Origin of the sequence: Vibrio zhanjiangensis, from assembly GCF_030161235.1 — a bacterium.
GTDB classification, from domain to species: Bacteria; Pseudomonadota; Gammaproteobacteria; order Enterobacterales; family Vibrionaceae; genus Vibrio; species Vibrio zhanjiangensis.
The window spans coordinates 1-12,358 of sequence record NZ_BSPW01000052.1 but is presented as its reverse complement, the minus strand read 5'-3'; the positions used below and the strand labels follow the sequence as shown (position 1 = coordinate 12,358).

General features: G+C 42.8%; 16 protein-coding genes and 1 pseudogene. 9 read left to right on the top strand and 8 right to left on the bottom strand.

The window, feature by feature from the left end; all coding sequences use genetic code 11:
* Positions 1 to 23: 23 nt before the first annotated feature.
* The 9 genes from QQK21_RS12730 to QQK21_RS12690 all read left to right on the top strand — a co-directional run bounded on the left by QQK21_RS12730 (position 24) and on the right by QQK21_RS12690 (position 4,657).
* The gene (locus QQK21_RS12730) at positions 24 to 287 is read left to right on the top strand and encodes a RebB family R body protein (RefSeq protein WP_284192570.1); all 264 of its coding nucleotides are present in this window, start codon (positions 24 to 26) and stop codon (positions 285 to 287) included.
* Positions 288 to 312: 25 nt separating this feature from the next.
* Entirely contained in the window at positions 313 to 585 is a 273-nt protein-coding gene (locus tag QQK21_RS12725; protein ID WP_284192569.1) for a hypothetical protein, read from the top strand.
* 47 nt (positions 586 to 632) lie between these two features.
* Positions 633 to 911: a RebB family R body protein gene (locus QQK21_RS12720; RefSeq protein WP_284192568.1), complete on the top strand. Its 279-nt coding sequence runs from the start codon at positions 633 to 635 to the stop codon at positions 909 to 911.
* Positions 912 to 997: 86 nt separating this feature from the next.
* Positions 998 to 1,273, top strand: coding sequence for a RebB family R body protein (locus QQK21_RS12715; RefSeq protein ID WP_114785333.1), 276 nt, complete (start codon positions 998 to 1,000; stop codon positions 1,271 to 1,273).
* Positions 1,274 to 1,362: 89 nt separating this feature from the next.
* Positions 1,363 to 1,638 carry a RebB family R body protein gene (locus QQK21_RS12710; protein ID WP_284192567.1) on the top strand — a complete coding sequence of 92 codons (276 nt, stop codon included), beginning with the start codon at positions 1,363 to 1,365 and terminating at the stop codon, positions 1,636 to 1,638.
* A gap of 115 nt (positions 1,639 to 1,753) precedes the next feature.
* Positions 1,754 to 2,461, top strand: a complete 708-nt coding sequence (locus QQK21_RS12705) for a class I SAM-dependent DNA methyltransferase (protein WP_284192566.1) — start codon at positions 1,754 to 1,756, stop codon at positions 2,459 to 2,461.
* Between the two features lie 17 nt (positions 2,462 to 2,478).
* The gene (gene fos, locus QQK21_RS12700) at positions 2,479 to 2,877 is read left to right on the top strand and encodes a fosfomycin resistance glutathione transferase (RefSeq protein WP_284192565.1); all 399 of its coding nucleotides are present in this window, start codon (positions 2,479 to 2,481) and stop codon (positions 2,875 to 2,877) included.
* Positions 2,878 to 2,914: 37 nt separating this feature from the next.
* Positions 2,915 to 3,682, top strand: a complete 768-nt coding sequence (locus tag QQK21_RS12695; protein ID WP_284192564.1) for a carbon-nitrogen hydrolase family protein — start codon at positions 2,915 to 2,917, stop codon at positions 3,680 to 3,682.
* Between the two features lie 180 nt (positions 3,683 to 3,862).
* A complete protein-coding gene (locus QQK21_RS12690) occupies positions 3,863 to 4,657 on the top strand; it encodes a Cof-type HAD-IIB family hydrolase (protein WP_284192563.1) in 795 nt (264 codons plus the stop codon).
* 37 nt (positions 4,658 to 4,694) lie between these two features.
* Here the strand turns inward: QQK21_RS12690 and QQK21_RS12685 are convergent, their stop codons facing one another.
* From QQK21_RS12685 to QQK21_RS12650, 8 genes and pseudogenes are all read right to left on the bottom strand, one after another.
* On the bottom strand, positions 4,695 to 6,467 hold the full coding sequence (locus QQK21_RS12685) for a bifunctional lysophospholipid acyltransferase family protein/GNAT family N-acetyltransferase (protein WP_284192562.1): 1,773 nt from the start codon (positions 6,465 to 6,467) through the stop codon (positions 4,695 to 4,697).
* 1 nt (position 6,468) lies between these two features.
* Entirely contained in the window at positions 6,469 to 6,921 is a 453-nt protein-coding gene (locus QQK21_RS12680; protein ID WP_284192590.1) for a hypothetical protein, read from the bottom strand.
* Positions 6,922 to 6,936: 15 nt separating this feature from the next.
* Positions 6,937 to 7,374, bottom strand: a complete 438-nt coding sequence (locus QQK21_RS12675; RefSeq protein WP_284192561.1) for a YHS domain-containing (seleno)protein — start codon at positions 7,372 to 7,374, stop codon at positions 6,937 to 6,939.
* The gene (locus tag QQK21_RS12670; RefSeq protein WP_284192560.1) at positions 7,371 to 8,114 is read right to left on the bottom strand and encodes an NRDE family protein; all 744 of its coding nucleotides are present in this window, start codon (positions 8,112 to 8,114) and stop codon (positions 7,371 to 7,373) included. The genes QQK21_RS12675 and QQK21_RS12670 overlap by 4 nt, the downstream gene beginning before the upstream one ends.
* A gap of 3 nt (positions 8,115 to 8,117) precedes the next feature.
* Positions 8,118 to 8,666 carry a DinB family protein gene (locus tag QQK21_RS12665; RefSeq protein WP_284192559.1) on the bottom strand — a complete coding sequence of 183 codons (549 nt, stop codon included), beginning with the start codon at positions 8,664 to 8,666 and terminating at the stop codon, positions 8,118 to 8,120.
* A gap of 21 nt (positions 8,667 to 8,687) precedes the next feature.
* Positions 8,688 to 9,818, bottom strand: a complete 1,131-nt coding sequence (locus tag QQK21_RS12660) for an ATP-grasp domain-containing protein (protein WP_284192558.1) — start codon at positions 9,816 to 9,818, stop codon at positions 8,688 to 8,690.
* Positions 9,815 to 10,402 (bottom strand): DedA family protein, encoded by a 588-nt coding sequence (locus QQK21_RS12655; RefSeq protein WP_348541492.1) that lies wholly within the window; start codon positions 10,400 to 10,402, stop codon positions 9,815 to 9,817. The genes QQK21_RS12660 and QQK21_RS12655 overlap by 4 nt, the downstream gene beginning before the upstream one ends.
* A 201-nt stretch (positions 10,403 to 10,603) precedes the next feature.
* Positions 10,604 to 12,358, bottom strand: a pseudogene (locus tag QQK21_RS12650) (hypothetical protein); the annotation flags it as partial.

The following is a 12,358-nucleotide window of genomic DNA, read 5'->3' as shown; positions in this document are numbered from 1 at the left end:
TTCATCAAAAGTGGAGCAAGATTATGCCAGATACAGTATGTGAACAGATAACCGATTCTGTTACCCAAACCAATACAAAAACCGTTGCAGAAACCCCTGCAATGGCCATGAGCAACTTCATAATGGCTACCAATACCGCCGTAAGCAATAGCAATCAAAACGCGACTGTGGCACAGCAGCAAGGGCAAATGCTAATGCAAGCTGCAACGACACAAGGTATCAACGCCATTAATGCCATTGGAACAGCGTCTATTTCAAAAGCAGCAGAAGCCATTTTGGAAAAATAACTCCCTAACTTGAAAGGCAGCCACAATGAACGAACCACCAAAGCCTATTGAAAGCGCAAAAAATACCGCGACGCAATCAATCGCACAGTCATCTGCAATGGCTCTGTCTGATGCTACAGACAACCTAAGAAACTTATCCTCCATTGGCACAACAGCAATAGGTGTTGCGCTAGGACAGTTTATAGAGACAGGAGACCCCAAATATCTAGAAGGTATAGATAAGGCTGGAGAAATAGTGACGCAAGCAATTAGCAACTTCTCCGAGCTAGGTACGAGAGCTAAAGAAAATATCAACTAGATTTCACATTTATCTCAACTTGTTTATTTCGTTAATGGAGCAAAATTATGTCAGGAACTGAAGCAACCAACGTTAATGCACAAATTACCGATGCAGTCACTCAAGTGAATACTAAGGTGGTCGGAGACACACCTGCAATGGCCATGGGCAACCTATTAATGTCCTCATCTCATTCACTTGGCAACGCAGGGTACAACTCAACAGCGGCACTTCAGCAAGGGCAAGTAACGATGCAAGCAGCAACGGTCAAAGCAATTAATTCGATGATCAGTGTGGGCTCAGCAGTGGTTGGCCGCACCAGCGAAGGCATTATTGAAAAGGGTTAGTTGTCAACACAACAGAGCTAATTTCTTATTCAGTAAATTTAATATTTAAAACACAACAACCCTAAACTTTATAAAGGAAACATTTTATGTCAGAAGCAGCAACAACAGTAAACGCGCAAATCACTGATTCAGTAACGCAAGTCAACACTAAGGTCGTTGGTGAAACCCCAGCCATGGCGATGGGTAACTTACTTATGTCCACTTCACACGCGCTATCTAATTCAGCGCACAACGCAACGACGGCCCAGCAGCAAGGTCAAATCACAATGCAAGCAGCGACAGTTCAAGGCATCAATTCTCTTATGAGTGTTGGCTCTGCAGTTATAGGTCGCACTAGTGAAGAGATCATCGAAAAAGGCTAATTGTTAACAAGTAACACTATTGGGCCAAGATTCTACTCAAATTGGCCCAAATCCAAACTGTCATTCATTAAATTAAGAGGAACTAACCGATGTCAGAAGCAGCAACAATCGTAAACCCACAAATCACCGATTCAGTTACCCAAGTGAATACAAAAGTGGTTGGAGAAACTCCAGCAATGGCAATGGGTAACTTGCTGATGTCTACCTCACACGCTTTGTCTAATGCAGCGCACAATGCTACAACGGCTCAGCAGCAAGGACAAATCACCATGCAAGCTGCAACAGTCCAAGGCGTTAACGCTATCATGGGTATCGGTTCGGCCGTTATTGGACGAACTGGTGAAGGTATTGTTGAGAAGGGCTAACCTACTCATAAACTGACCAATTATCGATTAGGCGCAGTGTTCTGGCTGCGCCCCTAGTGAAACTCCTATTTTTCGCTTATGATCAAAACCTTCTTGAGCGATTAGGAGTTTATTCATGTCTGACATGTACACCAAACACGCACACCAGTATGACACAGCCGTTCAAAACAATATTTACAATGCGATGTTTGAGCGTCCTTCCACCATTGAATTACTGAGTAACTTAAAAGGCGCCGACGTTTTAGACATGGGCTGCGGCTCAGGTGTTTATGCAAATTGGATACTCAGCCAGTCAATTAAAACATTAACCTGTGTTGATGCCTCGTCAGATATGATCAATTTGGTTAAGGGCAAATTTGGACCTCAAGTTCACGCCTATGTGCAGAATCTGAATCAAGGTTTGCCCAGTGAAGCCTCCAGCAGTGCCGATGTCATCATTAGTCCACTCGTACTTCATTATGTTGAGGACCTAACGCCTCTTTTTTCAGAAGTGTACCGAGTGTTAAAGCCTGGTGGTTATATGGTGTTCTCTACCCACCACCCTTTCAATGACTTTTCGGCCAGCCCTTCTTCTAATTACTTTAGGCGCGAATTGATTGAGGAGACTTGGGACACCATAGGTACGCCAGTAAAAGTGAAGTTTTATCGCCGCCCGTTAATGGAAATAACTGAAGCGATTAGTCGCTCTGGATTGATCATTTCAAGAATCACAGAGGGGTGTGCTGATGAGAAAATCCAAACCAAGTGTGAGTCCACTTATCGACGGTTAACGAGCCATCCAAACTTTATTTTCTTTCGTTGTGAAAAATTGAAGCACAGCTAGTTTCTAAGGGGAATAATATGATTTCAGGCCTTAATCATATCACGCTCGCAGTAAGCAACTTAGAAGCATCTCTCACGTTCTATATCGAGATCCTTGGTTTACAAGGTCGGGTAAAGTGGGCAAAGGGTGCGTATCTTTGTGCTGGCGACTTATGGTTATGCTTGTCTTGTGATACACCCTGCCCAAGCCAAGATTACAGCCACATCGCATTTAGCGTCGAGGAGGAGAATTTTTCAACACTTTGCCACAAACTTGAGCAACGCAATGTTAGGCAATGGAAAACCAATCGCAGCGAAGGACAGTCAGTCTACCTGCTAGACCCCGATAATCATAAATTAGAGATCCACTGTGGAAATTTAAATACACGCTTAAGCAGTTTACAGCTTGCGCCTTATGAAGGCTTAGAGTGGCTGTAAATAGCCATGTTCCACCAACAACATATTCGAGAAAAACATGCAATCTATCCTCACTATCGCCCTAGCTCAGTGTCCTGTCATACGGGGTGACCTTAACGCCAATCTGAATCAACATCTTATTCATATAAAGCACGCAGCTTCATTGGGCGCACAATTGGTCGTTTTTCCGGAGCTATCATTAACGGGCTATGAGCTCGATCTAGCAAATGAGCTAGCGCTAGAATCATCTGATCGCCTATTTGATGAACTGTCAAAAATCAGCAAAAACAATAATATAATGATTATTGCAGGATGCTTTTTAGCGTCCAAAGGCACTAAGCCTCACATAGGAGCCGTGATTTGTTCACCCTGTGGTAAGGTTGATTTTTATTCGAAACAATACTTACACCATGGTGAAGAACACTATTGCTCAGCAGGGGAAAAAGATTACCAATTGACCATTGGAGAGCATAGCATCGCACTGGCTGTGTGTGCTGATTTTTCCAACCCTGAACACGCCAAAAGTGCGATAGAAAATAAAGCTAACCTATATCTTGTCAGCGCACTTATTTCACCGTCAGGTTATCGACATGATGCAGAAATCTTATCCAAGATAGCCTATCACCACCAATTACCCACCTTATTATGTAACCATATTTCTCGTACTGGAGGATGGGAGACATGCGGTAACAACAGTGTCTGGTCCTCAAATGGTGAGCAAGTGGCAGTATCTAACAACAAGCGTTCCGGTGTCTTATTATGCACTCTTGAGAAATCAAGTATCGCTGGACAGTTTCATCCCATAGTAGCAGAGACCATCGGCTAGAGTTGGCGATTGATGTTGATCTAGAAATGCATTTTATCCGCTTTCGTATTTAAATAACTCTAAAAACTTCCCACTTTTATTAATAGACTTGCGATTATCTCTGGTTACTGTAGTTTATTGGCTATCTTCGGCCGATTCCCCTTTAGGCTTGGTCATTTTTAAACTTTAGGTAAACACTGTATGTCGCTCACGGATATCAAATTTATTGCCTCCGACATGGATGGGACGCTCTTAGACGAAAACGGTCAGCTTAACTCAGAATTTTTTGCTGTTTTTGAGCAACTGGATCAGAAAAACATTCGGTTTGCTGCGGCTTCTGGCCGTCAATACTATAGCTTAAGAGATACGTTTGAACCGATTAAAGATCGCATGATATTTATCGCAGAAAATGGCACTCTGGTAATGCATCAAGATAGAGAGTTATACTGCTGCACCATAGCTAACGAATCCATTAAAACGATTATATCGCAGGCAAGAGAGATCGCAGACGCGCACATTGTATTATGTGGCAAGCGCTCAGCCTATATTGAAACTCAAGATCCACAAGCACTTGAAGAAATTTCTCATTATTATCACCGCTGCCAAACCGTTAATGACCTACTGAGTGTCGAAGATGAGTTTATTAAAGTCGCGATATGTCATTTCAACGGAACGCAGGAACACGTTTTTCCAAAGATGAACACACAATTTGGCGACTCTCATCAAGTCGTCGTGAGTGCTAAAATATGGCTAGATATAATGAACATCAACGCGTCAAAAGGCGCCGCCATCAAGCACCTTCAAAAGACATTAGGTTTCAATCATCAACAAACGATGAGTTTCGGTGACTATTTAAATGATTTAGAAATGCTGGAAGAAAGCTATTACTCTTATGCGATGGATAATGCGCATGATAGAGTCAAGCAGATCGCCAAATTCAGGGCACCAAGTAACCTCGAAAATGGCGTGATTAAAATACTTAAGCAGCTTCTGTAACTATAACGCGTTTATTATAGACCTCTGGCCATCGTTTTTATTCAACATCAGACACTTGGCTTTCTCGATGTTGATTGAGATATACCGCTGCCTCTTCTCTACCCATATATTTTCCAAGGGTGTTGGCAGGTACTGCGGTTAGGTCCACAACAATTAGACCATCCAAAGCAAAATTAAACGCTGGGTCAACATTAAAGCACACTAATTTACCATGTAAACCAAGGTATTGCCTCAATAATACGGGGACCCCCATTCCTTGATCCAGTCTCTCTAACACTTTGGAGAGCAAAGGTAAGTTAGCTAAAGAGCTTAACATATCTGGACGCCAGAATTCGTGGCCGCTTTCTCTTAGCGGTGTAGTGGGAGAAACCAATTTGGCTTTCTCTTCATCGTAGTAATGGATAGACATAACAGAAGCAATAAGTTGACGAGCCACAGGGCTATAATCGTTACTGATGCTCACTGGACCAAATAAATGCGTATATTGGGGATGACGCTGGATAAACTTCGCAATCCCTTTCCAGAGTAATAACAACGAATGTATGTTGCGCTGATATTGCTTTGCCACAACCGAACGCCCAACTTCGACGGATTTACCCAGAGTTTGCAAAAAAGCCAAATCGTAATTAAACAGACTGGTTGAATAAAGTTGCTCTAGCCCACCGTTTTTTATTAATTCATCAACTAACCCGAGTCGATACGCTCCTACTAAATCTTTGTTAGCCCTATGCCAAACAAATAATTGATAATAATAAGGATCGTACTTATCGACATCACAAGCTAAGCCACTGCCTTCCCCCACCTCTCGAAAGCTTTGCTCTCTCACTCGCCCTATCTCTTGCATCATATGAGGAATTGCAGAAGTCGGGGCACAGTACACTGCAAATTCCCCTTGCTCCAATAGCTTATATTGCTCAATCTGCATCAGCTCATTTTGCAAAGACTCTACTTCTACAGGCTCTATGATAGGCAAACCTATCCCTGCAATGGAGTCGTTGGTCGTAGGTTTACTCCCCATGCTGCCCATTAAATAGGTATTAAGACGTAAATACTGAGTAACATCACTCTCGTTCTCAAAACCCTTAATCTCTGAAAATGGAATCGCATTCCCTATCGACACTGAAATCGTCTGGCCAGCCTTGTTTAGCAACTCGCGTCCCAATAGAGCCGTTCTCAACAATGGATGGATTCGTCCAGCTTGATAAAAGAGCTTACTGTTTCTCCCGTTGATAAAAATAGGCACGGTCGCCGCTTGTGCATGCTTGACAAACTTGGCAACTGATTTGCTCCATGCTTTATCCGTGACCTTATTGTCGTGAGCCTGCCAAGCTGAGACTTCACCAGCTGGGAACAAAATCAGAACTCCCCCGTTTTTCAGGTGCTGATTCGCCGATTTAATCGCTTTGCTATTGGTTAATCTGGCTTGCTTGCCGCCAAACACATCAACACCAATGAAAAGGTCATCCAATTCAGGAATTCGCTTTAAGAGCTCGTTGGCAAGTACTTTGACGTCCTTACGAACCTTTGATATCAATGACGCAAGAATAATCCCTTCGATTCCACCAAATGGGTGATTGGCCACAATAAGTAATGGTCCCTCAGCAGGTATATTATCTAGACTGCCATAATCGACTCGATACTGGGTGCCAATACGATTGAGCGCTTCATGCATAAAATCAAAGCTGTCTTCTGGCAGCTCATCTTGCATGTATAGGGCATCTAGGGTCGAAAGACCTGTCGCCCACTCCAACACACTTTCACCAATCCCAAAAGGCGTTTTACGAGGCAATCGAAAAGGACTTTTTTGCATCTTACTCTCCTTTAACTAAAAGATTACGGGTAAATGAACCTTCCGTCTTAACATCTCGGATAAACAAGAAAACACCACACGCCCAGACGATACAGGCCATGCCAAACAGCAATCCACCATCATCTCCAACAATTTCCCCCATGGGATTAAACTCTGGCATCACTACCCCTAAAGGAGTAAATAAATGGAAGAAAATTGCTCCGGTCATGATACCAGCACTCATTACTGCGCCCACACCATGAAACCGGGTAAAAAGCAATATCGAAGCTATCAACTCAGCCGTACCAATTAGATACCCACCATATAGCCCAAACCATTCAATACCAGACCACTCTCCTAAGGTACCGAAAATATGATCCGTTTCGTAGGAGCCGGTGAACTTAAAAAATAGTGACTGTACAAACACAAAAGCGATAAAGGCTGAAGGAATAAGTTTTGCCGGAGAAAATGTCATCATTGATATCCTTTTTTATTTGATAAGGTTTGGCCAGTTTACATCCGCCTTCTCAATAAAACCTGCACGGTCTTTATCCCATAGACTTTTCACGTCTGCACTGTAGTTGAGATACAGTTTACCCTCTACAATTGCCCATTGTTCGGGATCGGCAGACGCAAAATCATTTTTCGCAGCAACCGCCCAAGCACAATAGCCTCCATATTGAGGTGCAAAATCATCTGGGTTGGCTTTAAACTTGTCCAAATTCTCCTGAGAAGAAAAGTACCAGTCTGCTCCCTGATACTCGAATTTCCATTTGCTATCACCTTTTACAGGTTTACCTTGTGTAAAGTACGCCACAGTGTCATAACCACTTACCGCTTTATTGCTAAAATATCCGGTATAAATTTGGTCGGCAGACCAAGAAGGCCAACTTATCAATAACACCAACAGGGCCAATAACTTTTTCATTTAAAAACTCCTTGCTCAGTCATATTGGTCATTAAACATTTCTTTTCTATTTCAAAATCAACACAACCATTAATATCAATGGATTGGTAATGCATTGCTTGATGTTCGGTACAAACAGATACCGAAGTAAAACTTACCGTTCTGGCGTCTTGCCTCGACATCAAAGGGGAAAGGTGCGGATAATCTTTATCAACACTTAGGTGAAAACGAGCACCCAGTTCTTGCTCATTGGTCGACAAACACAGCTTCTCGTACAACGCTGTTCGATACTCGCGCGCATCCTCGTAATACTGAGATGCAGAGATAACTGGAGCTGTCACTATGGAATGAGTGAGCTTTGTGCCGTCCCATGTCCAAGCAATCACGTGTTTTGCTCTATTTAAATCAAAGGACACGAGAGTAAAAGGAGCAAAAGACCTTAAATCCATTTGCAATAAACGTTTTTTGACTTCCCGACTAGACTGACTGCTTGCCAGCATTTTCACCACAAAGCCTCTGCTGTTGAGCGTACCTAATGGTGCCTGTCCTTGGTAATAGTTAAGCAAACAGATTGTCACGCCAAATTGATTGGTTGATATCCAGCTGCCACCCGCAGCAGAATCAATTGGCATAACACAATTTATATTATCAATAACAAAGTTTTGAGGCTCAATTGCGGCTAAACGAGTGCGCTGCTCATCACGGTTAAAGTAAACCTCGTAATGATTGTCACCGTAATGTGTCCAAGATAGTGTGCACATAAGTTATTGCGCCCTTTGATAACTGGCCGTTGCTGGAGCAAGGCCAAATTCATTATCCGATGCAATACCTCGCAGGGATGCCAAGACTTTGATCATCGCAAAGTGATGGGTGGCATGGAGTGCAGCAAAAGTCAGCTCTCGAGCTAAAGAAGATTGAACTTCTTCTGCGCATGTGTGTGACAAAAGCACCTCGGTCTCGACGATGACAACCTTATCAAGTCGACTCGCTGGTAGCTTAAATAACCATTCAATAAGCTGCTTTATCTCCTGTTTGGCTGTGTTTATCTCTCTTTCTACACTGTGCCCACGTCGTCTAACGTTATAATCGATCTTATCGCTGTCCAAGCGAATCGCATGGAAAAGATCGAGCCAATGGCGATAGTGCTCCCCAATAGAGCTAGTGACGTGTGGATCAGCAATAGAGGTATAATCCTCAGATGAGAGTTTCTCTAAAAACTCCAGTCCCTGATTCAGGGTCTCAAGACAACCGATGACGGCTTGGGAAGATAATGATTGAATCGGCTCAGCTACAGCAGTCGGTGTATTTTTCATAATATTTCCTAAACAAAGCGATTAATCCGTCGTTGGATAGAGTTGAGTTAGCAATTTTTCCTCACGCCAAGCCTGTAATAAGGCTCCCAAAGTGGGGGTCTTATGGCCTTGTTTCTTATGCTTCGAGCCGATTTGGTACAACAAGCGATACTGTTTAAGCAGCGTACTGACTATGTGTGACAAAGATGTGTCGCTATCCCAAATGTGTGCGGCTTCGCTGCTCGCGCCATTGATCTCCAAAATATCAAAGTCATTTCCAGCCATAAGTTTTTGGATATCCTTGAATTTCACATCTAAACGGCCATAGTTAAAACCTTGAAAATCTCCTAAGATCTGATCCAGCTTTTGTTCGAGTTGTGAGGTAATAAACTGATTGCCATCTCGAAAGATACATCCTCTTGAATGACTGCCAGCAAAAGCCAACTGAAACTCGTCCCCCTCGGCAATAACACGATCTAAAGATTCCTTATGACGAGGAAGATACAGATGCTGCAGTTTTCCCGCTCTTGGGCAACGTTCAATCAGTTGTTTGAGCGTCGATTCCCCATCACCAACAACGTAAGGTGAGTACTTTAGGGTAATTGAAATAACCTTTCCCCTTTCCTCACCCGGTTGACGAACATAAAAAATACCGGCTTCAGCACTATGACGAGATCTCTTCTGAAGCAAAAAGCGCCCTTGTTTTGGGAAGGCTTCAATATAATCTTTCAACTGTTGATCGTTTTTAACTAACTTCACTCCGACTCCACGACAGCCTAAATCAGGTTTGGCAACCAGTGGATAATCGAGCGATTTCTCTTTCATTTTTATTTTGGCCGAATCAAAGAGCAACTCTGACTTAGTATCTAAGCTGTCTAAGGCCACAAAAGGCAAAATCCATTGATGCGCTCGCTTTCCAGCTGCACCAAAAATATCATGTTTAGACTCACCAACCATGCCACTCAGTTTAATCGCTGGATTAGCAATCAAAGGCAAAGCCCAGTCTCTGTGGTACACACTTAGCACTGCACTTTGAGCCACTACGGGTGCGTAAACTAGCCATGCTGGTAAAAACTCAAACGGAGAAATCACTCTCTTGGAAGCTGGAAGTATCGGCATTCCACCATTTACCTTGCCTTTTGGAATCATTTGGATATTCGCGAGCGTTGTCATACATGCCTCTTATAAAAGGTCGTTGTAATAATTTTGTTTAGCATCCACATTAAGCATAGCCCTACTGGTATAAGCGCCCAGATAATGTGGCTATCTTTGAACCAAGACACATTCCCTAACTGATAAAATGAGCCAAAGATCAAAATGGTCCAAAGTGATGTCGCACCAATCACAGCAACCATAAAGCGCATAATGGGAATGCCAAGAAAACCACTTAGAGTAAAGCCGACAGTACGAAGCCCTGGAATAAACCGAACAATAAATAAGGTTGTCAATGCATTCTGATGCAATTTCCTGTTGATCAGTCGAACCCGCTGATACTGAAACATCCGATAACGCAACCACCGAATTCGCTGAGCGCTTTTACCCATAAAATACAAACCCAGATCGCCAGTCGCGATACCGACAAAAATCGCAAACAATGCGGTAGCCATTGGCATTACCTCCTGCACTGCAAGGGTAGCTGCTGTAACAATAGCTAAATCTTCAAGTAGATAAGAAAGTAAGATGATGCCAATAAATAGGGCGAAAACAGACGAGTCTCCAGTATATAACCAAGCTTGTATCTGATTTGCTAGCTCCATTTCAACCTCAACTTTCTTGCAAAACCACCACACTACATACCGACTAAAGCAAAGCCTTCAATGAGCGTCTTAATTAACTAGATAGAAATACATCCAATAAAATTTCACCTAAATACAATTTAGTTGAAAAAAAAACGCCATGAATAAGAAATCATGGCGTTTATCGTCAATATTGATTAGCTTAGAAACTATACAAAAGAATCATTTAGGACATGAATTGCTGCCAGCATCGACGAAACGCCACACTGTATTATAAGTAGCACCTTCAGCAAAAACCGGTGTATCCCCTTTCGTCCACCACTGATTCTGATATTCATAACCTTGATATTTAACCGTGATACATTCAACACTGTATTCTGTTGATGCATTCCATTCTTCATTATCAACAGGAGGTGTAGTTCCACCACCATTACCACCACCATTTTCGTCACCGGTGATCTCTCCACTAACCGCACCGAGATCGGCTGTACGGGACTCTATTTGTCCAAATGCTTGGTAGAGAAAATCGAACAGAGCATTACGCTGAACTTCATCGGACAAAGAATATGTAGTCTGCAATGTTACTCCAGCAGCTTCTACCGCTTGGGCAAATGCTTGTTCCGCTGTGCTTTCATCAATCAAAGATGGCAATCTATCTGACTGGGTTTTGTACGATAGTTGGGCAAACACTTTGACAAACACAGACTCAAGATCAGCCACTGTCACCTGCTGGTTATTCGTCATATTAAGACCAGATGCGGCTAAATCCTTTCCAAACAGCTGATCTGCATAGAAGGATACTTGACGTGGATAACGGTACCACCACTCTTCTCCTGAAGCAGAAATCTTTTGTTTGTACTCTTCTGGGCCAAGATCATAGCTGTTTAAATACGGTAGCTCTGAAGTAAAATCGAAATTAGTCCCGTCTCCGTAAGCATCGACACAAACATCAAGGTAATCACCAAATGCAACACTATAGCTGCCAGCATTGTAAATGACATTTATTAAGAAATCAGTCAAACGACGGGCATTAGGATCGCTAGTAAATCTCTCATCCTTAAGTGCTGTATTAAAACAAGTGTTCCATGCTTCTTGGTTCACGTACCAACTTTGGTCAGCCAAAACTTCTAAGCGGTTAATATCGTTAAATTGGAAATACGTCGCTGCAATTGGGCCAAAATATATATCTTCTAGGGAATCAGGGCCAACTCTCTCACCTTGTACACCACTGTCCTGATCATCAATGGTATAGCCCAAACCTTGATACAGTGCATCATAGTTTATTAGCCCTAAAGAACCTGCGGTTGTCGTATCTGGTAGACGCTTATTGTAGTCATTAATTTGGTATGGACCGCCTTGACCCACGGCCAATAGTGAACTCGCATAGTTTGGCTCATGAATAGGTTGCTTCTTAGCCTCTGCAGAATAATCAGGATTGATTCTAGAATCCGATAGACCCGCTTCTTGTAATAATTGTGACAAAATTGAACCAACTAGGTATTCCTTATTGAAATTCACTTCAGGGTATTTTTTCTCAACAAGGTAAGAATATAAAGTACCGGCAATTAGATTAGAGATAATTACCTCATTCGCATAGCCAGAGGGTGTATTTAAGTGGAAAACATCGATGGTTGTCTGCGCGTCATCATAAGGAAAAGTGACATGATGAATGATGGCATCTTCCGTTGGCAAAGCATCTGTGCCTCCGCCTGTCCCACCACCACCTGGCGTCCCATCAAAAACCACATCTGCTGAAAAGTCAGGCCATTGCTGTACTTCTTGTCCATCGGCATCACCCCCAGTTACAACAAAAGAGCCATTGCTCCAAATAGACTCGCCGACATTCACACCCGGGACTTGAGGCTGAGATTTAAACGTCATGGTATAACTACTGAGATGACTGGTATCTAAACCAAGAAGTGGCCCCCGATTTTCGGACATGACTTTAAGTGATTGATCTGTTTTGATAGTACCCAG

Coding starts and splice junctions, on each gene's coding strand:
- QQK21_RS12730 (WP_284192570.1), top strand. CDS start 24: ATGCCAGATACAGTATGTGAACAGATAACCGATTCTGTTACCCAAACC.
- QQK21_RS12725 (WP_284192569.1), top strand. CDS start 313: ATGAACGAACCACCAAAGCCTATTGAAAGCGCAAAAAATACCGCGACG.
- QQK21_RS12720 (WP_284192568.1), top strand. CDS start 633: ATGTCAGGAACTGAAGCAACCAACGTTAATGCACAAATTACCGATGCA.
- QQK21_RS12715 (WP_114785333.1), top strand. CDS start 998: ATGTCAGAAGCAGCAACAACAGTAAACGCGCAAATCACTGATTCAGTA.
- QQK21_RS12710 (WP_284192567.1), top strand. CDS start 1,363: ATGTCAGAAGCAGCAACAATCGTAAACCCACAAATCACCGATTCAGTT.
- QQK21_RS12705 (WP_284192566.1), top strand. CDS start 1,754: ATGTCTGACATGTACACCAAACACGCACACCAGTATGACACAGCCGTT.
- fos (WP_284192565.1), top strand. CDS start 2,479: ATGATTTCAGGCCTTAATCATATCACGCTCGCAGTAAGCAACTTAGAA.
- QQK21_RS12695 (WP_284192564.1), top strand. CDS start 2,915: ATGCAATCTATCCTCACTATCGCCCTAGCTCAGTGTCCTGTCATACGG.
- QQK21_RS12690 (WP_284192563.1), top strand. CDS start 3,863: ATGTCGCTCACGGATATCAAATTTATTGCCTCCGACATGGATGGGACG.
- QQK21_RS12685 (WP_284192562.1), bottom strand. CDS start 6,467: ATGCAAAAAAGTCCTTTTCGATTGCCTCGTAAAACGCCTTTTGGGATT.
- QQK21_RS12680 (WP_284192590.1), bottom strand. CDS start 6,921: ATGACATTTTCTCCGGCAAAACTTATTCCTTCAGCCTTTATCGCTTTT.
- QQK21_RS12675 (WP_284192561.1), bottom strand. CDS start 7,374: ATGAAAAAGTTATTGGCCCTGTTGGTGTTATTGATAAGTTGGCCTTCT.
- QQK21_RS12670 (WP_284192560.1), bottom strand. CDS start 8,114: ATGTGCACACTATCTTGGACACATTACGGTGACAATCATTACGAGGTT.
- QQK21_RS12665 (WP_284192559.1), bottom strand. CDS start 8,666: ATGAAAAATACACCGACTGCTGTAGCTGAGCCGATTCAATCATTATCT.
- QQK21_RS12660 (WP_284192558.1), bottom strand. CDS start 9,818: ATGACAACGCTCGCGAATATCCAAATGATTCCAAAAGGCAAGGTAAAT.
- QQK21_RS12655 (WP_348541492.1), bottom strand. CDS start 10,402: ATGGAGCTAGCAAATCAGATACAAGCTTGGTTATATACTGGAGACTCG.